This is a genomic window from Paralcaligenes sp. KSB-10 (genome assembly GCF_021266465.1).
Taxonomy (GTDB): Bacteria; Pseudomonadota; Gammaproteobacteria; order Burkholderiales; family Burkholderiaceae_B.
Genome location: NZ_CP089848.1, coordinates 3718073 through 3741238, shown reverse-complemented (window position 1 = coordinate 3741238; position 23166 = coordinate 3718073). Strand labels below are relative to the sequence as shown.

Below are 23166 nucleotides of genomic sequence, written 5' to 3'. Positions count from 1 at the left end.
AACCCAAGGCTATGAATTTGCAACGTAAGGACCTCTTCCGCCAACAATGCCATATCAATGGCAATTGGACCGATGCCACAAACCGGGAAACCATTGTCGTGGTGAATCCGGCAGATGGTAAAGAAATCGGCACAGTCCCAAAACTCAATGGATCGGATGTGAGAAATGCCATCGACGTGGCTCATGACGCGCTACCTGGTTGGCGCGGCATCAGCGCAAAAGAGCGGTCCAGAATCATCCGGCGCTGGTATGACCTATGCATGAAAAATCAGGAAGACCTCGCGCTTATTCTAACTCTGGAACAAGGCAAGCCACTGCAAGAATCTCGTGGCGAAATCGCCTACGGCTCATCATTCCTTGAATGGTTTGCCGAGGAAGCCAAACGTGTCTACGGAGACATGATTCCCGCCGCCAACGCCGATCGGCGCATCGTAGTAATCAAACAGCCGGTGGGCGTTGTGGCCGCCATAACTCCATGGAATTTTCCCAATGCCATGATCACCCGCAAGGCCGGCGCGGCACTGGCTGCCGGCTGCACTATCGTTGTCAAGCCCGCCTCGGCCACTCCGTTTTCGGCCCTCGCACTGGCGGCACTAGCGGTGGAAGCGGGCGTGCCGCCAGGCGTGTTCAACGTCGTTACCGGAGCCTCCGGCGTCGTGGGCCACGAACTCGTTTCAAGCCCCTTGGTGCGCAAACTGTCTTTTACCGGATCAACAGAAGTCGGCAAGTTATTGATGGCGCAATGCGCCAGCACAGTAAAAAAAGTTTCTATGGAACTTGGCGGAAACGCACCGTTCATTATTTTCGACGATGCCGATCTGGACAAAGCAGTAGAAGGCGTCATAGCCTCGAAGTTCCGTAACGCAGGGCAGACTTGCGTATGCGCCAATCGGATTTTTGTCCAAGAAGCCGTTTATGATACCTTTGCCGCCAAACTCAAGGTGGCGGTCGATGCAATGAAAGTCGGTAATGGCCTGGACGATGGGGTGACTCTAGGGCCTCTCATCGATTCAGCGGCCATAAATAAAGTCAAAGAACATATAGGCGATGCGCTTTCGAAGGGCGCCACGGTACTGACGGGCGGGCAAGCCCACCCGATGGGAGGCTTGTTTTTTCAGCCCACTATCCTGATCAACGTCTCGCCCGATACCAAGCTGATGAATGAGGAAACGTTCGGTCCCGTGGCTCCGCTGATCCGTTTTCAATCCGACCACGACGCTATACGCATGGCGAACGACACCCCATTCGGCCTTGCCGCCTATTTCTACACCACCAACTACGAGCGTTCATGGTGGGTAGCCGAAGCGTTGGAATGCGGCATCGTCGGCTTGAACGAAGGCATTATCTCGACTGAGCTCGCTCCCTTCGGAGGCATAAAGGAATCTGGGGTGGGCCGGGAAGGCTCGAAATACGGAATCGATGATTACGTCGAAATTAAATACATATGTGCTGGCGGCCTGGGTCAAATGCGCAAGGCATAAAGTCTCAGAGGTTTGTGTTTGATCCACCGGCTTAATTTATTAATGGAAATAAATAGAATATGACAGATTCGAACATGAAGGTCGGCCTGATCGGCGTGGGATTGATGGGCCACGGCATCGCTCTCAATATTCTCAAGCATGGCTATTCAATGCTGCTTCTGGATCATCCAGGCAATCAATCTGTGGAAGATCTGCTCGGCGCCGGTGCTGTAAAAACGGATAGGGCATCTGCCGTAGCGCAACAATCCAATGTGGTGATCCTGTGCCTGACAGGCACGCCTCAGGTCGAAGATGTCGTATATAGAGCAGGCGGATTGCTCGAAGGCATGACGCAGGGCACCATCGTAATAGATTGCTCGACCGCCATTCCCTCATCGACCTTAAAGATCGCGCGGGCTATTGAAGCAGCGGGCGGCCTTTTTCTCGATGCCCCCATGACTCGCACGCCGAAAGAAGCGGCCGAAGGCCGATTGAATCTGATCGTAGGCGGAGATCATGCACTCTTTGAACGATGCAAGCCACTTTTGCAGTGCTATGCCGAAAATATCGTATTTTCAGGGCCAGTGGGCTCAGGGCATCAGATGAAGCTTATACATAATTTTGTTTCATTGGGATTTTCAGCTGTGTTGGCCGAGGCCGCCGCCTGCGCGCAACGTGCCAATATAAAGCCCGAGGTCCTGATCCAGATTCTAGCGAACGGAGGCGGTGACGGAGTGGTGCTCAATCGCCTACAGCCTTATATCGAATCCCGTGATAGCTCGGGCTTCCGCTTCTCACTTGCCAATGCGCTGAAAGACATGACTTACTACACAACAATGGCCGCAGAGATAGGTGCCCCACACGCCACGGCTGAAGCTGTCCGGCAAGCCTACGCGTATGGAAACCAACTGGGTTCGTCTCAGGCCTCCGTGCCAGAGCTCATCAGTATCTTGGCCGATTCGGACGCGATGATACGCCCATCTCTTTAATATTCCTACATTCGAGAAAATATTGTGATTATCAACAGAACCTACTCGATCGCTGTCATTCCGGGCGATGGGATCGGCAATGAAGTCATGCCTGAAGGCCTGCGAGTGCTGGATGCCATAAGCGCACGTTTCGACTTCAAGCTCAAATATACTCATTACGATTGGAACTGCGAGCGCTACAAAACAATGGGCAAGATGATGCCGGACGACGGCATCGCCCGGCTAAGCGACAACGACGCGATTCTGCTTGGCGCAGTAGGCTTTCCGGGGGTTCCGGATCATATCTCGCTTTGGAATCTGCTGATCCCGATACGGCGGGAGTTCGACCAGTATGTCAATTTGCGACCGGTAAGGCTATTACCAGGCATCCCGTGCCCTTTAGCAAACAAAAACCCTGGCGACATCGATTTTTGGATAGTGCGCGAGAATACGGAAGGCGAATATTCGCAATTGGGAGGACGCATGTTTGCAGGTACCGAACATGAGTTTGTGACGCAAGAAGCGGTGTTTACCCGGCGCGGAACCGATCGGATTCTTCGCTATGCCTTCAATCTGGCCCAGACACTGGGGCGGCCGCATGTAAGCTCGGCCACAAAATCCAATGGCATCTACCATTCCATGCCATTCTGGGATGAGCGCTTCGCTGCAATGGCTGCGAATCATCCAAATGTTCGTGCCGATCAATACCACATCGATATTTTAGCCGCTCGCTTCGTCATGTCCCCCGAACGCTTCGATGTAGTGGTAGGCTCCAATTTATTTGGCGATATCCTATCTGACCTGGGTCCGGGCATCACAGGTACCATAGCTGTGGCTCCCAGCGCAAATATCAATCCCGAACGGATACACCCCTCCATGTTCGAGCCCGTACACGGCTCCGCACCCGATATCGCGGGCCAGGAAATCGCTAATCCCGTCGGCCAGATCTGGTCGGCCGCCATGATGCTGGAGCATCTTGGCGAAACCGAAGCGGCGAAGGCCATCATGCGTGCTATCGAACTCGTACTGAGCGAAGCTGACAATCCTCGCACACCCGATTTGGGTGGCCGCGCAAAGACATCGGATCTCGGCAAGGCAATCGCTAAGATTGCGGCCGTAGCCTGACCACTTCCAAACATCTCACCTTATGCGTCCTATCGTTCTCCTGACCAATCCCATTCATCCCGCCAGCATGGCATTGCTGAGTTCACAGGCGGATGTCAGACTCGCCTCCGACACTACATTTCCCACTCTGCGAGAATTATCGCGGGACGCCGATGTAATTATCGTACGGGCAGCATTGCCGACAGATATTTTCGAAGGCACAAAGCGGCTGCGTGGCGCGATAAGGCATGGGGCCGGGCTGGACATGATCCCTGTAGAAGAGGCATCCAAGCTCGGCATAGCTGTGGCCAATACACCAGGCGTAAATGCCTTGTCGGTAGCCGAATATGTTGTGGGGCAGATGATCGCACTTGCGCGCCAATTGCATATCGTCGAAAGAAAGCTGCGATCTGATGGCTGGAATTCGGCACGTCAACTATCTGATAGCGCTACTGAGCTGACAGGTCGAACAGTGGGCATTGTCGGCGCCGGAGCGGTCGGTTGCGAGGTGGCGCGCATATGCCATTATGGACTGAAAATGAGAGGTATTGGCTATCGCAGAAACCCTCAGCATATGCCCGATTTCATTGAAAAGGCATCCCTGGATATATTGTTTAAAGAATCAGATTTCCTTGTATTGACCTGCCCTCTGAACGAACATACGCGCGGATTGGTCAATGCAGAACGGCTGGCATCAATGAAGCCCGGTGCTTATCTTGTCAATGTCGCCCGAGGAGCAGTGATAGACGAACAGGCGCTGGCAGATACCTTAATCAATAAACGGCTGGCGGGAGCAGCTCTGGATGTATTCACAGAACAGCCACTGCCAGCCGATTCGCCGCTGCTTGCGATACCGAATCTTATCCTATCCACCCATCTTGCCGGTATCACGCAACAAAGCATGCAACGCATGAGCGAACTCGCCGCTCAACAAGCTTTTTCTTTACTCAATGGAGCCCTGCCCCGTCACCTTGTAAACTCCGACGCGGAATCGCATATTCGCGCTCGCCTGCTCCGTCTACAGAAAATTTGATATCGCGAAAAACCGGGCAGAACCGGCCCCCAGAAGCATAGAATCAACACACCCTATGGCAACGGCATGATCGCAGGGCAGGCCATAAGGCCGCGTCGGCCGCTGTCTTTATCGAGGCCGATGTTCTCATTGCCGCAATACGCCCATCCAGGCTCTGCCCCGAGTCCTGGACTACAGGCCGCAGCAACTGCGGCAACTCACAGCCCGCGATTACCCTGGAACAGCGATCGGCAAAGAAACAGCCCGTGGGCAAGCGCCGGTTGCCGGGCAGCTCGGTATTGACCGCCGGACTGCCATCGACAAAGGGCTCGCCCAGCCTGGGCACCGAGTCGAGCAATAGTTGCGTATAGGGATGCCGGGGCTGGTTCAATACTTCCAACGTATCCCCCAGCTCGACGATCTGCCCCAGATACATGACCGCGACCCGATCGCACAAGTGGCGTACGACCGATACATTGTGAGAAATCAGCACATAGGTCAGCTGGTACCGCCGCTGCAGGTCTTGCAGCAGATTGAGTATCTGAGCCTGTACCGATATATCGAGCGCCGAGGTGGGCTCATCGAGCACGATGACATCGGGACTGGATGACAAGGCACGCGCAATCGCGATGCGTTGCCGCTGGCCGCCCGAAAACTCGTGCGGAAAACGATCCAGCTGCTCGTCGCGCAAGCCCACCTGCTGCGCCACCTGGGCGGCGCGGCGGCGCAACTCGTGCAGCTTGACCCCGCCGCGCACATATACGGGTTCCATAATGATCTTCCAGACGGGCAGGCGCGGATCCAGCGACGATTGCGGATCTTGAAACACGATTTGCACATTCGCCGCGGGCTTGCCGGCCTCCGGGGCTTCCCAGCGCACCGTGCCTTGCGTGGGTGTCAACAGGCCCATAAGCAGTTGCGCCAGGGTGCTTTTGCCGCAACCGGACTCCCCGACGATGCCCAGGGTTTCGCCGGCATGCACCGCCAGCGATATACCATTGATGGCGTGCGCATACGACTTGGGATGCCCCAGCCAATTCGTGGCTACGGGAAACCGCAATTCGACCTTGTCCAGCGTCAGCACGGGAATATGGCGCGGCGCGGCGTTAATCGTCATTGCCTGCCTCCGTGCAAAACGTGCCAGCACGCCGCCTGGCCGCGGCCGTCGGGCAAGCTCCGCAACGCCGGTTTGATCAGGCAGGCCTCGTCGGCACGCTCGCAGCGCGGCCGAAACGCGCAGCCGTCGGGCAGGTCGGCCAGGTTAGGCACCTGGCCCGGTATCGCCGGCAGGGCTGAACCGGGTTTTGCATTTTCCGGCAAACCTCCGAGCAGGCCCCGGGTATAGGGATGGGCGGGCCGCTCCATGACCTGGGCGGTAAGGCCCTGCTCGACCACCGATCCGGCATACATGACATACACTCGGTCGCAGAACTGCGACACGACCGCCATATCGTGTGTGATGAACAAAATGGCTGTGCCGCGCTCGCGCGCCTGTTCGCGCAGCAGCAGCAAGACCTGGCGCTGTACCGTGACGTCGAGCGCCGTAGTGGGCTCATCGGCAATCAGCAGTTGGGGATCGCAGGAAAACGCCAGGGCGATCATGACGCGCTGACGCATGCCTCCCGAGAGTTCGAAGGGGTAGCTGTGCAGAATCTGCTCGGGGTCGGCAATGTACATGGCGCGCAGCAATTTGACGGCTTTCTGCGCGGCCTGTGTTTTGGACAAGGCCCGATGACGCCGAATTACCCCGGTAATCTGATCACCCACTTTTTTGGTGGGATTGAGTGCTGTCATCGGTTCCTGAAAAATCATGGCCGCTTCACAGCCGCGCACCCGCAGCATCTCGGCCTCGGAGGCGTTCAGGATATCGTGGCCCAGCAGGTTCAGCGAGCCCCCGGTTATCACAAAGCCATCGCGCGGAAGCAATTTCAAGGCCGCCATGGCCGTCACCGATTTGCCCGAGCCGGACTCACCGACCACGCCCACCACCTCGCCGGGCCCTACTTTCAGCGAAACGCCATTGAGCGCCTTGACCGCCCCTTTATACACAGGAAACTCCAGCGCAAGATCGCGAATATCGAGGACGGGATCGCCTGGCTGCGCCACTATTTCACCTTCTGTCTTGGGTCGAGCATGTCGCGCACGCCATCGCCCAGCAAATTGAAGCCTGTCGCCGTGATCAGAATGGCAAAGCCCGGAAAGACGGCATACCACCACTGGTCCAGGAAATAATTGCGCCCGGTCGCCACCATGGCGCCCCATTCGGCAGTGGGCTGCTGCGCGCCCAGGCCGATAAAACCCAATGCCGCCGCCATGAGTATGGCGCTGCCTATGTCCAGCGTGGCCTGCACAATAATGGGCGACAGGGTATTGCGGATAATGTGCCAGAACACGAGATGCCGGCGCGTGGCGCCGAAAGTGCGCGCCGCCTTGACATACGCCATTTCGCGAACGCTGAGGGTTTGCCCGCGCGCAAGGCGCACATAAAAGGGAATCCGGACAATGGTAATGGCCAGCATGGCGTTGAACAGGCTGGGGCCGAGCGCCGCCGCCAGGGCCATGGTCAGCACCAGCGAAGGCACCGACAGCACGACATCCATGATGCGCATGATCAGGCTGTCTATGCGGCCGCCCAGCACACCCGAAAAGCAGCCGAGAATGGATCCCGCAAAGCTGGACGCAAAGGCCACGAACAGGCCCACGCCTATCGATTGCCGGCCACCATACAGCACGCGGCTGAACAGGTCGCGCCCCACTTCGTCGGTACCGAACCAATGCGCGGCCGATGGCGCGGCCAGGCGATGGATCAGGTTGATGCTGTCGGGGTTGTACGGCGCAATCCAGGGCGCGCAAAGCGCGGCCAGGCACATCAGCACAATCAGGCCCAGCCCGAACATCGTCAGGGGGCTCTTGCCAAGCTGATAGGCCATGTAGGACGAGGACTCACGCCATGGTTTTCGCGGATGCGCCGCGGGCACGCCGGCCATTCAATTCACCCCTGTAATACGCGGGTCGATCCAGCGATACAGCAGATCGACCAGCAGATTAAGTAACACATAGGCAAACGACACCACCACCGCGAAACCCATGACCGCCGGGAAATCCAGGGCCTGAATCGATTCGACTACGTAGGCCCCCATGCCGGGCCAGCCAAACACGGTTTCCGTCAGCACCGCTCCGTACAGCAAGTCGCCCATCGCCAGGCCCAGCACGGTAATAGATGGCATCAGCGCATTGGGCAAGGCATGGCGCACGATGACCGTCCAGCGCGATAGCCCGAAGGCGCGCGCCGTACGCACGTAGTCTTCGCCCATCTGCTCGAGCATGGCGGAGCGGATTTGCCGCGAGACTATGCCCAGATGCACAAACCCCAAGGTAAACGCCGGCAGGATCAGATGCTTGAGCGTATTCAGGAACACCGGGATATTCCAGGTCAGCAGGGAATCGACCAGGTAAAAGCCTGTAATGTCGCTGGGAGGGCCCAGGCCCTGGTCCAGCCTTCCTCCGCCCGGCAGCCAGCCCAGGCGACCATAAAACAAGACGATCAGGCCCAGCCCCAACCAGAATGCCGGCGTGGAAATACCCGTGACCGATAGCGTGCGCACGAACTGATCGACAGGCTTGTTGCGATACACCGCGGAAATCACGCCAAGCGGAATGCCCAGCAAAGTTGCAAGGAACAGGGCGACGATCGCCAGCTCAAGCGTAGCCGGAAAAAAGGCGCGTATGTCTTCGAGCACTGGCCGTCCGGTGCGGATCGATGTACCGAGGTCGCCGTGCACCAGGCCCACCGCATAGTGCCAGTATTGCAGGTACAGGGGCAGATCCAGTCCGAGCTTCTGGCGTATGTGCGCAACGATTTCGTCGGTCGCCCGGTCGCCGGCGATAAGGCGTGCCGGATCGCCGGGAATCAGGTGGGAAATAATGAATGTGATCAGCGAAACGCCTATCACCACCAGCACCAGGCTGAACAGCCGCTTTCTGACGATCGGCAACCAGGACATCCGGAACCTCAATTAAATTGCGGGGCCGTCCCTACTTGGTGATGTCGGCTACGTTGAATACCTGCTCGAGCATGGGGTTGAAGACGAAACCCTTGACATCGGTGCGCATGGCGGCCTGGTAATTCTTCTGGTACAGATACACGTAGGCGGCATCTTTGACGACTTGCTGCTGCACCTTGTCGTACAAGGCGATGCGCTGGTTCTGGTCGCTAAGCGTGGCGGCTTCGCGCAACCACTTGTCCACTTCGGGGTTCGAGTAGAACGAACGATTGCCGGCCAGCCCCTGCTTGTCGGAATCGAACCAGTAGCTGGTGAACATGTAGGGATCGGCGAAGTCGGGGCTCCAGTTGCCGACTGAAATATCGAAGTCGCCCTTGCCCAGTTGTTCGCGCAAGGTCGCGTTGGCCAGTTTTTCCAGCCTGACCTTGATGCCGATGGCCGCCAGGTTGGCCTGGGTGGTGAGCGCGATGGCCTCCCAGTTGGGATCCTTGGTGGAGTACTTGAGCACCAGCGTCGCCTTGGCTTCGCCGGATTTTTTGAGTTCGGCCTTGGCCGCATCGAGATTCTGCCTGGGCAAGGGCAGCTTGGCATCGTAGCCCCACATGCCCTCGGGTATGGGGCCGCGAGTTTGTTTGGCCTGCTTGAGCAGAATGCCGTCGATGACGCCGGTGTAGTCGATGGCATCGACCACGGCATGGCGCAGATCGGGATTCTTGAGCGGACCTGTCTTGTTGTTGAGATACAGGTAAGTCACGCGCAAGGAGGGATATTCCACCACCTTGACGGTGGGCGTGGACTTCAGGGCCACTATTTGGTCGACCGGCATTTCCTCGGCAATATCCAGATCGCCATGCTGCAGCTGCAAGCGGCGCGATGTTGCCTCAGGCACGATCTTGATGACCACCTTGGCCATGTGCGGCTTCTTGGTGCCGCCGTAATGGGGATTGGGTTCGAGTGTCAAGGCCTGGCCTTTCTGCCATGACACCAGGCGGTAGGGACCGGACCCCGCGGTATTGCGCGACAGGTACGCGTCGATACCGCCGTCGCGCTTGGCCGCGTCGGGGTTGATGATAGCTGCGCCGTTATTGGCCAGCGTGTATAGAAATGGGGCGAACGGTGCTTTAAGCCGGAATTGCACCGTCATGGGATCGATGACCGTCACTTCGAGCCCTTTCGGGAAAGCCTCGGACGGCCCTTGCTTGAGCCTTAGCAGGCGATCAAAGGAAAACTTCACCGCCTGGGCATCGACGGCCGCGCCATCGGCAAATTTCTGATTGGGCTGAAGCTTGAACGTCCAGGTAAGGTTGTCGGGCGATACGGTCCAGCTTGCGGCCAGGTCGCCTTCGACCTCGGTCGAGCCCTTGCCGTCGGCGGTTTGCTTGTAGCGCATCAACTTCTGATATGCCGGGTAGGTAACAGTCCAGTCGTTATTGTCGATCGTGATCGCCGGATCCAGCGTTTGCGGATCGGCCGACTTGCCGATCATCAGCGTATCTTTGGGCGCCATGGCCTGCGCCGCCGACATCAAGGCAACCATGCCCAGGCCGGCAAGCAATACCAAAGGGCGTCGATGCAGCAGAGGCAAACAGGCGAAACGGAAAGCCGACTTGAACATCACACATCTCCAGTGAGAACCATGAACACCCCCGCAACTTACACGAGTCACCCACACCTGGCAATACACCTGAACCAGGCATATATGGGCGTTCCCGCCGGCTCAAGCCGAGCGGCAGGTCGCCAGGCCTGCCGAATGCAGGCGACAACGGCCCGCCTACTTGTCTACCGCCGTGACGATAGGATCATCCAGCAGAGCATAAGACTTGGAGTCCGGCAGCTCGTAATGCCACCATTCCGTGTTGATCGAACGAAACCCCGCACGCAGCATGATTCCAAGCAAAAGGCTGCGGTTGCGTTGCACGGCGACAGGCAAATCGTCGCGATCATGGTGCGAACGATCTTCCATGGCATCGAAGCCCGTGCCCATGTCCAGGGCCACGCCTTTGTCGTCGAGCAAGGTCGCATCGACAGCGGTGCCGCGAGTATGGTTCGAGCCCAGATTCGCATCGGCGATATAGCGCGGATCGGGACACAGCGCCCAGAAAATCCGCTGGGCGCGCGGCGGACGATAGGCATCGAATACCTTTATCCGATAGCCGGCACGCTGCGCGGCTACGGCGGCCTTCAGCAAACAGGCGGCGGCCTCTGGGCGCAACGCGCAGCGCGCCGCGGCGTAAACAGGCCGGCCCGCCAGATTGTCGGCGCTCGCGTAAACCAGGTCGATATCGACGGGATAGTTTGCGGAAGTGATTTCCACCAACTCACCCGAGGCGATTGAGGGTGATCCATTTAGGTGGACAGTCAGGGGGTTGTCGAGGGAATTGATCTGGACGGCGAGGGTAGCCATGGGGTCGAGATTATTGCTATCTTTCATCGGTTCTTCTGAATGGTCGGTGAAGGCCTGTTGCGTTCGAGCATCTGTGATTCGTGTGCGACTCAAAGCCGGGTCAGGCGCCCGCCAGGCTGCGCGCGTGGCCCGGCGAGCCGTTCAATGGCTGTTGCCGCGCCGATCGCGCTTGATCAGACGCACCAGCCAAAATAATAATGTCAGGGAGCACGCTACGCCTACCCCTAGAAGCAATACCACAATAATATCGGTGCTTGTCATGGCAGACTCCTTGTCTACACGTCCTGTTTCAGGGCATAAACCCAATTTAACGCCTTATCGGGCGATCTTGCCAGAGTTTACTTATTTCAGCGTATTGCCGGGCTCGCGCCGCAACAGTGAATTGGCACATCGGCGTATCGTGCGGAAACGCCTGCCGGGCTGCCATCGCGGCAAGGCCAGATTGCTATTCCGGATCAATTGATGAATAATTGTATATACAAGCACGATCAATGAAGAAAGAAGCACCGAGATGCCGCCGAACACCGACCATGCCCCTCCTTCCATTCATGTCGACCTGATTGCGGCCGCCGACCTGCGGGCGGTGCCCTGGAAGAATGGCGGCGGCGTCACGCGCGAAATCGCCAGCCACCCCGGCAATGCTTCGTTCGAATCTTTCCTATGGCGCATCAGCGTAGCCGATGTCGCCCAGGCGGGGCCTTTTTCAACCTTTCACAATATCGACCGCACCCTGGTGGTAACGCGCGGCGGGCCGATGATTCTCATTGATGAGGCCGGCGGTGAACCGCACCGTCTGTCGCGCTGGGAGCCTCACAGGTTCTTGGGCGAAACCCCTATCCGCGCCGAATTGCCTAATGGGCCGACGCAAGACTTCAATCTTATGGTGCGGCGCGGGGCCGGCACAGGCCGGCTGGATGTGCGTGAGACGGCGCAAACCTTGACGCTGGAACCAGGCTGCACTGCTTTGCATTGCGCGGCTGGTTCATTCGGGATCCGGTCTGGAGATATGGGCTGGCGGGATGCGCCGGATATGCTGCAAACAGGCGATACTTTGATCGTGACGCTGTCGGGCGAAGCTGCCCTGCGGCTTGCCATCGAACCCGCAGGCGCCGGCGATGACCGCCTGATAGACGTGCGCATACGCCTGCAAGGAGACTTCCCATGTCGGATATAAGCCTATGGACCAATGCCAGGCTGGCTCCCACGGCGAACCCGGAAAAACTTATTGAAAATGCCACTCTGGTTGTACGCGGCCAGCGCATCGAATGGTTCGGCCCTTCGGCGCAACTGCCCTCCCCCTACCTGGATTGCCCGAAGCACGATCTGCGGGGCGCGCTGGTTACCCCGGGGCTGATCGACTGCCACACTCACTTGGTGTACGGCGGCAACCGGGCGGAAGAATTCGCGCAGAGGCTGGCCGGGGTCAGCTATGAAGAAATCGCCCGGCGGGGCGGCGGCATTATATCGACCGTACGCGCGACACGCGATGCCAGCGAAGACACACTGTTTCGCACCGCCTTGCACCGTCTCGATGCTCTGCTGGCCGAGGGCGTGACCGCGATCGAAATCAAGTCCGGCTATGGGCTGGACCTGGAAAATGAACGCAAGATGCTGCGCGTGGCGCGACGCCTGGGGCGAGCCCGCCCCGTTACGGTGCTTACCACTTTTCTGGGCGCGCATGCGCTGCCCCCCGAATACGCCGGCCGCGCCGACGACTATATCGACCTGGTGTGCGATGTCATGCTGCCCGCCCTGGTCGAGGAAAAGCTGGTCGATGCGGTCGATGTGTTCTGCGAAGGCATAGGCTTTAGCCTGGCTCAATCCGAACGGGTATTCCAGGCCGCCAGGCGTTTCGGCCTGCCGGTCAAAATGCACGCCGAGCAACTTTCACTGCTGGGCGGGACCGCCCTCGCAGCGCGTTACAAGGCCTTGTCGGCCGACCATCTGGAATTCCTCGACGAGGCCGGCGTGATCGCCATGCGCGACGCCGGCACCGTGGCCGTGCTGCTGCCCGGCGCGTATTACTTCATCCGCGAAACCCAGTTGCCGCCCATTGCCCTGCTGCGCCGGCATCGGGTGCCCATCGCGATTTCAACCGACAGCAATCCCGGCACCTCGCCCACCACCTCGCTGCTGCTCATGCTGAACATGGCCTGCACCTTGTTCAGGCTATCGGTACCTGAAGCGCTGGCGGGCGTAACGATCCATGCGGCGCAGGCATTGAACCATCCCGACATACGCGGCGAAATTACCCTGGGCGCCCCCGCCGACTTCGTGGCCTGGGACATCGAATCGCTGGCCGAGCTGGCCTACTGGAGCGGCCTGAATCGCTGCCAGCTGGTCGTGCGCCACGGCCAGATCTCCATCGACAAACGAGGAAACGCATGAGCGACAAGACACCGAGCCCGGCAGGCGGCGCTCTGTTTGCCCCCTATGCCCGTCTGCGCAGCGGCTGGCAGCCCGATGTGCTGCTGGAATGGAATGAAAACGGTACGCTTACCACCGTGCGTAGCCACATCACGGAGGAAGTTCTGGGTGAAACCCTGAATCTTCAGCGTGTTTGCGGACCGGTCCTCGCCGGCATGCCCAACCTGCATTCGCATGCTTTCCAAAGCGCCATGGCGGGCTTGACCGAATACCGCGCCAATGCGGCCGATAGCTTCTGGAGCTGGCGCGACCTGATGTACCGCTTTGCGGCCCGCCTTTCGCCCGACAGCATATCGGCCATCGCGCACTGGCTGTATATCGAAATGCTGAAGGCGGGCTATACCTCGGTGTGCGAATTCCATTACGTGCACCACCAGGCCGATGGCATGCGCCACACCCGGCCGGCCGAGTTGTCGGAACGGGTTGTCGATGCAGCGGAACAGGCCGGCATAGGCATGACCATGCTGCCTGTGCTGTACCAATACAGCGGCTTTGGAGCGCAGGCGCCGCGCCAGGACCAGCGGCGCTTCATCAATACACCCGAACAATTGCTGGACATGCTCGAGGGCCTGCGCCACGCCCGGCCGGAAAGCGCGCAACGGCGCTACGGTGTTGCGCCGCATTCCTTGCGCGCGGTTTCTCCCTCCTCGCTCAAGGCCCTGTTCAATGGCCTCGACCGGCATTTCCCAAATGCGCCTATCCATATTCATATTGCCGAGCAACTGGCTGAAGTTCAGGCCTGTGTGGAAACCGAAGGAGTCCGGCCAGTACGCTGGCTGCTCGATCATTTCAAGGTCGATCAGCGCTGGTGCCTGGTGCACGCCACCCATGTAGACGGCGACGAAACTCAAGCGCTTGCCCAAAGCGGCGCCGTGGCGGGCCTGTGCCCGATAACCGAAGCCAATCTGGGCGACGGTATCTTTCCCGCCGCGGATTACCTGTCCGCCCAAGGGCGTTTCGGACTGGGCTCCGATAGCCACATCGGCGTGGACTGGCGCTCGGAGCTGCGCCTACTGGAATATGGGCAGCGCCTGTTGCGCCATGAACGCAATGTGCTGGCCTCGCCCCGGCAGCCGCAGGTGGCCGACCGGCTCTTTGACGATGCGGCGTCCGGCGGCGCCCTGGCCAGCGGCCGCTCCATCGGATCCCTGGTCGTGGGCCGCCAGGCCGACTTCATGGTGCTCGATCCCGATCATCCACACTTGGCCGAGCAACGGCCCGACATGTGGCTATCGGGGCTCGTCTTCAGCGAGCGCAGCGCCACCACCGCCATTCGCGATGTATATGTCGCGGGCCGGCATGTCGTGCGCGAGCGGCGCCATCACGGCGAAGAACAGGCGTATGCGCGCTACCGGCTCGCCCTTACGGAATTACTACAGCAAGGATCTCGATCATGAGCACTGCCACCGATCAACCCGTCTTTACTCTTGTCCAGGGATCGATTCCACTCCTGGTGTCGATCCCGCATATGGGCACCCGCATCCCAGCCGATATCGCACGCACCATGACGCCCATAGCCCAGCGCTACGACGATACCGATTGGCATCTGGATCGCCTGTACGCCTTTGCGCAGACAATGGGGGCGTCGATATTGCAGCCCGGCTATTCGCGCTACGTCATCGACCTGAACCGCCCGCCCGATGGCGCCAATCTGTACCCCGGCCAGGACACCACGGGCTTGCTGCCTGTGGATACATTCGACAAGGAAGCGCTGTACGCCCCCGGGCACGAGCCCGGCGAAGCCGAGCAGAAGCGGCGCCTGGATCTGTACTGGCGGCCTTATCATGCGGCGCTTCAGCAAGAGATCGAACGGCTCAGGAACAAGCACGGCAAGGCGCTGCTGTGGGAAGCGCATTCAATACGCTCGCATGTACCGCGTTTTTTTGAAGGGCGGCTGCCGGATTTCAATTTCGGCACGTCCCGGGATGCGAGCGCGCCGGCCGGCCTGGCCCAGGAACTGGCCGACACGGTTACGCGCCGGGGTCGCTACACCGCGGTGGCCAATGGCCGGTTTACGGGCGGATATATTACCCGCGAGTACGGTCGCCCCTCGGAAGGCGTGATTGCGGTGCAATTGGAGCAGTCGCAAATTACCTATATGGATGAAAGCCATCCTTATGCCTATGTGGAGGACAGGGCCAAGGAGGCGGCCCCGGCCGTGCAGGCCGCGGTTGAAGTGGCCCTGGAGTGGCTGCGAAAGATTTCGTAGGGATGACCCTTGTAGCTGCCCGCAGGAGGCTGTTTCCGTGGGGCTGTTTTATAGCGGCCACCTGCGTTCTTACGACGCGGGGGCGGCGGCCCTTGTATCAATCTATACAGGTCAACTAGCGCATTTTTTTGTTCGAGTTGTTTTATGGTATTCAACGGTTTGGTATTTGAAGACGCCGTCTATCGGGGCTAGGGGTCAGGCCCGGCACGGCGTGCTTGATCCGGATCTACCTCGTCCAGGCGGGCGTCGGGCCAAACTCGCTACGCCGCTGGCGCGGCTGCGCTCAAACATGGCCCGCCGAAAGCCCCCGCCTTCCCTACGGTAGCATCCGGCGCACGCCTTACGCCGGTCCTGACCCCTAGCCCCGATAGACGGCTCACATTGCGGCATGCCTGGAATGAACTTGCCGACTCAGCGTATACCTCGATGCATGACCTCAACGCTTCCCTCTATGCATTTCCTCAACGCAAGCCGCAGGGTGGGTGGTGCTGTGCAGTCCGGCGGTAGTCCAGCGCCGGGTGCTGACGAAGGGAAGGCGGGGGCCTTCGGCGGGCGCTGTCTGAGCCCGGCCTCGCGAGGCCGGGCGAGTTCGCCCGACGCCCGCCTGGACGAGGCAGACCCGGGTAGTCGGCTAGCGCAGCTAGCCGACCGCTGGACGTGCCGGACTGTACAGCACCACCCACCCTGCGGCGTCTTAATAGAACTACGATCGCGCCTACACAGACTACACAGCAACGCACAGCCCAAATTCATCGCTCAAGCCAGTACAGCCTACCCAATCCTAAAAACGGCTAAAAACAAAGTGACTCAACAGCGTCCAGTGCCGTAAACATCTAAACCAAAAATGCTCTAAACCATGTCAGTCGCGGACCACTCCTGCCCGGCAAGCAAGGCTTCGCTGAGCACGCGCTCGGTCAGCGCATCGATGTCCGGGGCCAGCAGGCGGTCTTCCTGATAGAACGGCACGGCCGCGCGTATCAGGCTGTGCACTTGTTGCAATGGCCCCGAGGTTTTCATGGGAGCATGGAAATCGATACCCTGTGCCGCACACATCAATTCGATGGCGATAATGCTTGCCGTGTTCTGCGTCATCTCGATCAGCCTGCGGCCGGCGAAGGTCGCCATGCTGACATGGTCTTCCTGGTTGGCTGAAGTGGGCAGGCTGTCGACGCTGGCGGGATGCGCCAGGGATTTGTTTTCGGATGCCAGAGCGGCGGCCGTGACATGCGCAATCATGAAGCCCGAGTTCAAGCCGGCGGAAGGCACCAGGAACGGCGGCAGGCCGGAAATACTGGCGTCGATCAGCAAGGCCACGCGGCGTTCGGCCAGGCCGCCGATTTCAGAAATCGCCAGGGCCAGGATGTCGGACGCAAACGCCACCGGTTCCGCATGAAAGTTGCCTCCCGAAATAACCTGATCGGGCTGGCCATCCTTTCCGGGAAAAATCAGAGGATTGTCCGTCACGGCATTGGCCTCGATCAGCAAGGTATTCGAGGCCTGCTGCAATAGATCGTGCACCGCACCCATGACTTGGGGCTGGCAGCGCAGGCTGTACGGGTCCTGCACCTTGTTGTCGTTCAGCCTGTGCGATTGGCGGATTTCGCTGCCGGCCAATAAGCGGCGATACAGGTCCGCGGCATAAATCTGGCCGGCCTGGCCGCGAATTTCATGGACGCGCGGATCGAAGGGCGCGTCGCTGCCCTTGGCGGCGTCGACGCTGAGCGCCCCCGCCAGCACGGCATTGCGAAACAGAATAGTGCCCACGAACAAGCCATTCAGGGACAAGGCCGTCGACACCTGCGTGCCGTTGATCAAGGCCAGGCCTTCTTTGGCGGCCAGCACAATGGGAGCGATGCCGGCCTGGCGCAGGGCCTCGCTCGATTCCATCGACTGGCCCTTATAAAACGCCCGCCCCTCGCCGATCAGGGTCAGCGTCATGTGCGACAAGGGGGCCAGGTCGCCCGAAGCGCCCACCGAGCCTTTGGCGGGAATATGCGGCACCACGCCCGCGTTGTACATATCGAGCAGTGCCGTTACCACGGCCGGACGTATGCCCGAAAAACCGCGCGCCAGGCTGCCGATTTTCAGGGCCATGACCAAGCGTACCACTTCGGGCGAGAGGGCTTCGCCCACGCCCACCGAATGCGAAAGAATCAGGTTTTTCTGCAGGCGCTCAAGGTCTTCGTCGGGGATCCGGGTATGCGCCAGTTTGCCGAAGCCAGTATTGATGCCATACGCGGCATCGCCTTTGTCGATGATTTTCTTGACGATGGCCGAGGAAGCATTCATGGCTTCGATCGCGCTGTCGGGCAGGGCAAGATTGACTTCGTCGCGCCAGATGCTGCGAATTTCTTTCAGGCTGAGTTTTCCGGGTTGAATCAACAGGGTATGTTTCATGACTCGCTCTTGGTACGTAACAGTGTTGCAGGGGTCGGGGGGGATGAAAAAAACGGGGCCGACCTTCTTTTTCGGCTTTTCAATCGATCATCGGCAGTTTCAAACCGTATTCCCGCGCGGTCTTGATCGCCAGCTCGTAGCCGGCATCGGCGTGGCGCATGACGCCGCTGGCGCAATCGTTGACCAGCACGCGTGCCAGCCGCTCGCGCGCGGCATCGCTGCCGTCGGCCACAATCACCATGCCCGCATGCTGGCTGTAGCCCATCCCTACTCCGCCGCCGTGATGGAACGAAACCCAGCTGGCGCCCCCGGCCGTGTTGAGCAGCGCATTGAGCAAGGGCCAGTCGGAAACCGCGTCGGTACCGTCGCGCATGGCTTCGGTTTCACGATTGGGGCTGGCTACCGAGCCCGTGTCCAGATGATCGCGGCCGATCACGATGGGACCTTTCAGTTCGCCGCTCTTGACCATCTCGTTAAACGCCAGGCCGGCCACATCGCGCTCACCCAGGCCGAGCCAGCAAATACGCGCCGGCAGCCCCTGAAAGGCAATGCGCTCCCTGGCCATGTCCAGCCAGCGGTGCACGTGTTTATTGGCGGGAAACAGCTCTTTGAGCTTGCGGTCTGTTTTATAGATGTCTTCGGGGTCGCCCGACAACGCCACCCAGCGGAAGGGCCCCTTGCCTTCGCAGAACAGCGGGCGTATATAGGCCGGCACGAAACCGGGAAAATCGAACGCGTTTTGCACTCCTTGATCGAAAGCCACCTGACGGATGTTGTTGCCGTAGTCGACCACCGGCACGCCCATGCTCTGGAAATCGAGCATGGCCTGCACATGCACGGCACACGAGCGGGCCGCCTCGGCCTGTAATCCGGCATGCTGGCCTGGGTCTTTTTGCGCCGCTTTCCATTGCGCCACGGCCCAGCCTGAAGGCAGGTAGCCATTGACGAGGTCATGCGCCGAGGTCTGATCGGTGACCAGATCGGGGCGTATGCCGCCCTGCTTAACGCGCTTCACCAGTTCAGGCAGGATATCGGCCGCATTGCCCAGCAGGCCTATGGATATGGCTTCCTTGCGCGCCGTATGGTGCCCGATCAATTCCAGCGCTTCGTCCAGATCGCGTGCCTGTTTGTCCAGATAACGCGTCTTGAGACGAAAGTCGATGCTCGATTGCTGGCACTCGATGGTCAGCGAGCAGGCGCCGGCAAAGCTGGCCGCCAATGGCTGCGCGCCACCCATGCCGCCCAGGCCCGCCGTCAGGATCCAGCGCCCTTCCATGCTGCCGCTGAAATGCTGGCGCGCGGCTTCGACAAAGGTTTCGTAGGTGCCCTGGATAATGCCCTGGCTGCCAATGTAAATCCAGCTGCCGGCCGTCATTTGGCCGTACATGAACAGTCCGGCGCGGTCCAGTTCGTGAAATTTTTCCCAGGTCGCCCATTTGGGGACCAGATTGGAATTGGCGATCAGGACGCGCGGAGCGTCCTTGTGGGTCTTGAACACGCCCACGGGCTTGCCCGACTGAATGAGCAAAGACTCATCGTCTTCGAGCGTTTTCAAGGTCTCGAGTATTTTGTCGTAGCACTTCCAGTTGCGGGCCGCTCGGCCAATGCCGCCGTATACCACCAAATGCTTGGGGTTTTCGGCCACGGCTGGGTCGAGATTGTTCTGGATCATGCGATACGCCGCCTCGGTCACCCAGCTCTTGCAATGCAGTGTCGGGCCGGTGGGGGCATGGATTTCGCGGCTGGCGTCGTAACGCGGATCGTGATTGATTGTGCTTGCTGAATCTTTGGACACGTTCATCTCCAGATGTGATGGGTGCGTCGGAATTCGATCGGGCCTGGGCCGGATGTCCCGGCTTTGCACCGATTTCCGCCGACAAACTGCTTAATTTCTTGTAAGCTCAAGGTGTAATGTATAGGCAAACTTTTTATTTGTCTATACATATAAATGATATTTTTTTAAAACCCAAAAATATCAATATGTTAGGAGATGACATGCGTCACAAACGCCCCGTTCCGGAACTAAAGCCAGGTGATGTCCAGCCGGCCTATCAGCAGATCAAGAACTATGTTCTCGAACAAATTCAAAATGGGGTCTGGAAAGAGGGTGACCTGATTCCCACCGAGCTGGCCTTGTGCGAAACGTTCAACGTCTCCCGCATGACGGTCAATCGCGCTCTGCGCGAACTCACGACCGACCAACTGCTGGTGCGCTACAAGGGCTCGGGCACCTTTGTGGCGCAACCCAAATTCCAGTCGACGTTGATCGAAATCCGCAGCATCGCGCAAGACATCCGCGACCGCGGCCATCGCCATAGCAGCAAGGTCTTGCAACTGGAGTCCTTGCCAGCCAATGACATCCAGGCGCGGCGATTCCAGATTGCGCCTGAAACCAAGCTGTTCCGCTCGGTCATCGTGCATTATGAAAACGACATCGCGATCCAGATCGAAGACCGGCTGGTCGACTCCTCGGTCGCCCCGGATTACCTGGAGCAAAATTGGGAAACCCAGACACCCAACGAATACTTGATGCGCGTGGCTCCTCTGCCCAGCGGGCAATACACGATCGAGGTCAGGCTGCCTACCAAGGAAATCGCCGCGCCGCTGGATATTCCAGTGTCGCAGCCTTGCCTGGTAATGGACCGGATCACCTTCTCGAACCGCGCGTTCACGTCGAACGCCACGATGTGGCACCCAGGGAACCGATACAAGTTTGCGGGCAAGTATTGATGAGCGTCTGGGCTGGGCACACAGGCCCACCCTGGCGCCAGTGGCTACGCGGCAAGTTCTATAACGAGGGAGCCGGCGGGCCGTGAACAGCACAGCAGCACCTTGCCCTCCGGCGGCGGGTCCAGCGGAGGCTCGAAATACTCGACCTGCCCGGACACCAGGGTCGACATACATGTGTTGCATAATCCGGCACGACAATTGAAGTCGGGACTCAATCCCGCCTGCTCGGCCAGGTCCAGCAGGGACGAACAAGAGTCGTCCCAGGGCACCGTAATGCCCGTCGACCCGAAGCTGACCTGCATGCCGGCGGCGGGCGCCGCGGCGACAGCCCGCACAACACTGGGCAGGGACTCTGCGGGCGCCAAGGGCAAACCTGTTCTCTGGGTCCGGCCAGCCGTGGAGGCGGGGGAAGCCATGAGCTGACCAGGTTCCTGCGTCGCCGCGCCGGCTACTGGGTTGTCAGGCTCGCCCTCGCCCGTCTCCAGGACCGTGGCGGGCCCGAAGAACTCATAATGAATGCGCCCGGCGGCAACTCCCAGGCCGCGCAGCAGGCGCCAATTGGCCTGCATGAAGGCCGGAGGGCCGCATAGATAGACGTCGTAATCGTCCAGCGGCAACAAGGCCTGCAATACGTCGCGACCGACCAGGCCTGCGCTATGGAAATTCCGCCCGATCCGGTCATGCCCAGTGGGTTCGCGATACGCGAAATGCACCGTCACACCCTGGCGTTGCCGTGCCAATGCGGCGACTTCGTCCGAAAATGCATGCGCATTGCCGTTCTCACAAGCGTGCACAAAATACACGCGGCGATCCGATGACAGCACGAGGCGATGCAGCATGCTCATCATGGGGGTCAGGCCCACGCCGCCGCTGAACAGCAATACCGGGCGACGCGAGGTTTCATCGAGAATGAACTGCCCTATGGGCCCGGCCGCCACCAGCGTATCGCCTGCCTGCACGTGATCATGCATATGGCCGGAACCCAGCCCGGCGGGCAGATCGGGCCGATTGCGCGGAGCGGGCTCGCGCTTGACCGAAATCCGCAAGGTGCCGGGTTCGGAGGGATTGCCCGAAACGCTGTAATGCCGCAGGACCCGGGCACCGTCGATATCCAGGCGAAACACCAGGTGCTGGCCTGGGCGATAGTCGGGCACCACCCCGGAAACCGGAGCCAGGATCAAAGACGTAATGACGTCGCTTTCCCGGGTCTTGGCGACAACGATGTAGTCGAGAAACGCGCGATTGACCGCCGCGCTGCCATCGGCCATATCAGGCCTCTTGGAGAACAGGCGTCGCGGCCCTGCCACTGCCTGCCGCTTCCGAGGCAGCCTCTTGTTCAGCGTCGATCAGTTGCTTGAGCTTGCGACGAAACCGCAGCGGCCCCGAATCCAGCGGCAGATCAAGCTTCGAAGGGCTCTTGGCGATGCCCGCATGCACCGCCGCCAGCACGGCGCGGTCTTCCTGAAAGGCATGACGCACGTCTTCGGAAAACTGACGCGATATGTCCTGGTCGTCGGGGCTGAAGTTGCGCATCTGGAACCAGAAATAGCGGGTGGTGGAATCGTCGACCGGAGTCATGAAGTTATACGAGTCCATCAGGAAAACGTCCGGATGAAAGGGCTCGCTGTCGGTACCCGCGCCGGCCGGGGTGAAGATGGCCCGGATCAGCGCATGCGCGGGGAACCGCACTTCGTACTGCTGTTTGCGATCGCAATTGCCTTTGAACTTGACGAACTTGGCGTAGAACGGCGCGACTTCAACATTGCGCATCCAGCGCGATACAGTGACGCCGTTGTCCTGGACGACGGTTTGCAAGGGCTCGCCGACAATATCGGCGCTGCCGAAGGTGCTCTGGTGAACCCATGACACGTGGGAGGGATCAAGCAGGTTGTCGGTCATGTACTGATAGTTGCATTGCAATGTCATGGCGTCGCCGCGATTCATGCCCCAGGCAGGATCGCCCCAATGCTCGACCTGCATGATTTTGGCGGGATCGGCCAGGGCGGCATCGCCCATCCAGATCCACACCAGGCCATAACGCTCGACAATGGGGAAACTGCGCACAAAGGCGGCTTTCGGAATATGCGCGACACCCGGTGCGCGCACGCAACTGCCCGAGCAGTCGAACGTCAAGCCGTGATAGCCGCATTCGACCTGGTCGCCCTGCAGGCGTCCCATGGACAGCGGCAGCTTGCGGTGCGGACAGGCATCTTCGAGGGCGGCGACCTGACCGTCCTGCTTGCGATACAAGACGATATCTTCACCCAGGATCTTGGTGGCGTGCAGAGTGCGGGTGATCTCGCTTTCCAGCGCAGCGACGTACCAGGCATTATTTAAAAACATGAGAGTCTCCGTTGAATATATATACGGGCGATCATATGATCCGCACAATCGATCCGTAGAAGCAAGCACCGTGGTCACCTGCGGTTAATGCATCGCGGCCAAACGGGC

19 protein-coding genes are annotated in these 23166 nt (G+C 59.5%); 9 read left to right on the top strand and 10 right to left on the bottom strand.

Features of this window, described 5'->3' with window-relative positions:
* Window positions 1-11 precede the first annotated feature (11 nt).
* The 4 genes from LSG25_RS17115 to LSG25_RS17100 all read left to right on the top strand — a co-directional run bounded on the left by LSG25_RS17115 (window position 12) and on the right by LSG25_RS17100 (window position 4565).
* A complete protein-coding gene (locus tag LSG25_RS17115) occupies window positions 12-1481 on the top strand; it encodes an NAD-dependent succinate-semialdehyde dehydrogenase (RefSeq protein ID WP_232742091.1) in 1470 nt (489 codons plus the stop codon).
* Between the two features lie 74 nt (window positions 1482-1555).
* Entirely contained in the window at window positions 1556-2449 is an 894-nt protein-coding gene (locus LSG25_RS17110; protein ID WP_232742090.1) for an NAD(P)-dependent oxidoreductase, read from the top strand.
* A gap of 30 nt (window positions 2450-2479) precedes the next feature.
* Complete coding sequence (locus LSG25_RS17105) at window positions 2480-3553, top strand: tartrate dehydrogenase (RefSeq protein WP_232744742.1); 1074 nt, start codon at window positions 2480-2482, stop codon at window positions 3551-3553.
* A 22-nt stretch (window positions 3554-3575) separates the two neighbouring features.
* A complete protein-coding gene (locus LSG25_RS17100) occupies window positions 3576-4565 on the top strand; it encodes a hydroxyacid dehydrogenase (RefSeq protein ID WP_232742089.1) in 990 nt (329 codons plus the stop codon).
* A 43-nt stretch (window positions 4566-4608) separates the two neighbouring features.
* Here LSG25_RS17100 and LSG25_RS17095 read toward each other — a convergent pair whose 3' ends face one another.
* From LSG25_RS17095 to ddpX, 6 genes are all read right to left on the bottom strand, one after another.
* Complete coding sequence (locus tag LSG25_RS17095; protein ID WP_232742088.1) at window positions 4609-5661, bottom strand: ABC transporter ATP-binding protein; 1053 nt, start codon at window positions 5659-5661, stop codon at window positions 4609-4611.
* Complete coding sequence (locus tag LSG25_RS17090) at window positions 5658-6650, bottom strand: ABC transporter ATP-binding protein (protein ID WP_232742087.1); 993 nt, start codon at window positions 6648-6650, stop codon at window positions 5658-5660. The genes LSG25_RS17095 and LSG25_RS17090 overlap by 4 nt, the downstream gene beginning before the upstream one ends.
* A complete protein-coding gene (gene ddpC, locus LSG25_RS17085) occupies window positions 6650-7531 on the bottom strand; it encodes a D,D-dipeptide ABC transporter permease (protein ID WP_232742086.1) in 882 nt (293 codons plus the stop codon). The genes LSG25_RS17090 and ddpC overlap by 1 nt, the downstream gene beginning before the upstream one ends.
* Window positions 7532-8548: an ABC transporter permease gene (locus LSG25_RS17080; protein WP_232742085.1), complete on the bottom strand. Its 1017-nt coding sequence runs from the start codon at window positions 8546-8548 to the stop codon at window positions 7532-7534.
* Window positions 8549-8579: 31 nt separating this feature from the next.
* Entirely contained in the window at window positions 8580-10163 is a 1584-nt protein-coding gene (locus LSG25_RS17075) for an ABC transporter substrate-binding protein (protein WP_232742084.1), read from the bottom strand.
* A 156-nt stretch (window positions 10164-10319) separates the two neighbouring features.
* Window positions 10320-10880: a D-alanyl-D-alanine dipeptidase gene (gene ddpX / locus LSG25_RS17070; RefSeq protein ID WP_370636016.1), complete on the bottom strand. Its 561-nt coding sequence runs from the start codon at window positions 10878-10880 to the stop codon at window positions 10320-10322.
* Window positions 10881-11463: 583 nt separating this feature from the next.
* Between ddpX and LSG25_RS17065 the strand changes: the two genes are divergently transcribed.
* From LSG25_RS17065 to hutG, 4 genes are read left to right on the top strand one after another with little or no spacing between them, the layout of a single operon-like run.
* Window positions 11464-12126, top strand: coding sequence for a HutD family protein (locus tag LSG25_RS17065; RefSeq protein WP_232742082.1), 663 nt, complete (start codon window positions 11464-11466; stop codon window positions 12124-12126).
* A complete protein-coding gene (hutI, locus tag LSG25_RS17060) occupies window positions 12114-13340 on the top strand; it encodes an imidazolonepropionase (protein WP_232742081.1) in 1227 nt (408 codons plus the stop codon). The genes LSG25_RS17065 and hutI overlap by 13 nt, the downstream gene beginning before the upstream one ends.
* The gene (locus tag LSG25_RS17055) at window positions 13337-14776 is read left to right on the top strand and encodes a formimidoylglutamate deiminase (protein ID WP_232742080.1); all 1440 of its coding nucleotides are present in this window, start codon (window positions 13337-13339) and stop codon (window positions 14774-14776) included. The genes hutI and LSG25_RS17055 overlap by 4 nt, the downstream gene beginning before the upstream one ends.
* On the top strand, window positions 14773-15588 hold the full coding sequence (hutG, locus tag LSG25_RS17050; protein ID WP_232742079.1) for an N-formylglutamate deformylase: 816 nt from the start codon (window positions 14773-14775) through the stop codon (window positions 15586-15588). The genes LSG25_RS17055 and hutG overlap by 4 nt, the downstream gene beginning before the upstream one ends.
* 849 nt (window positions 15589-16437) lie before the next feature.
* On the opposite strand, the gene hutH is transcribed toward hutG, so the two are convergent.
* A complete protein-coding gene (gene hutH / locus LSG25_RS17045; RefSeq protein WP_232742078.1) occupies window positions 16438-17985 on the bottom strand; it encodes a histidine ammonia-lyase in 1548 nt (515 codons plus the stop codon).
* 79 nt (window positions 17986-18064) lie between these two features.
* Window positions 18065-19786, bottom strand: a complete 1722-nt coding sequence (hutU, locus tag LSG25_RS17040; protein ID WP_370635902.1) for a urocanate hydratase — start codon at window positions 19784-19786, stop codon at window positions 18065-18067.
* Between the two features lie 194 nt (window positions 19787-19980).
* On the opposite strand from hutU, the gene hutC reads away from it, so the two are divergent.
* Window positions 19981-20715 carry a histidine utilization repressor gene (gene hutC, locus LSG25_RS17035; protein ID WP_232742076.1) on the top strand — a complete coding sequence of 245 codons (735 nt, stop codon included), beginning with the start codon at window positions 19981-19983 and terminating at the stop codon, window positions 20713-20715.
* A gap of 44 nt (window positions 20716-20759) precedes the next feature.
* On the opposite strand, the gene LSG25_RS17030 is transcribed toward hutC, so the two are convergent.
* Both LSG25_RS17030 and LSG25_RS17025 read right to left on the bottom strand, forming a co-directional pair.
* The gene (locus LSG25_RS17030) at window positions 20760-21983 is read right to left on the bottom strand and encodes a 2Fe-2S iron-sulfur cluster-binding protein (RefSeq protein WP_232742075.1); all 1224 of its coding nucleotides are present in this window, start codon (window positions 21981-21983) and stop codon (window positions 20760-20762) included.
* Between the two features lies 1 nt (window position 21984).
* Entirely contained in the window at window positions 21985-23058 is a 1074-nt protein-coding gene (locus LSG25_RS17025) for an aromatic ring-hydroxylating dioxygenase subunit alpha (protein ID WP_232742074.1), read from the bottom strand.
* Between the last annotated feature and the right edge of the window lie 108 nt (window positions 23059-23166).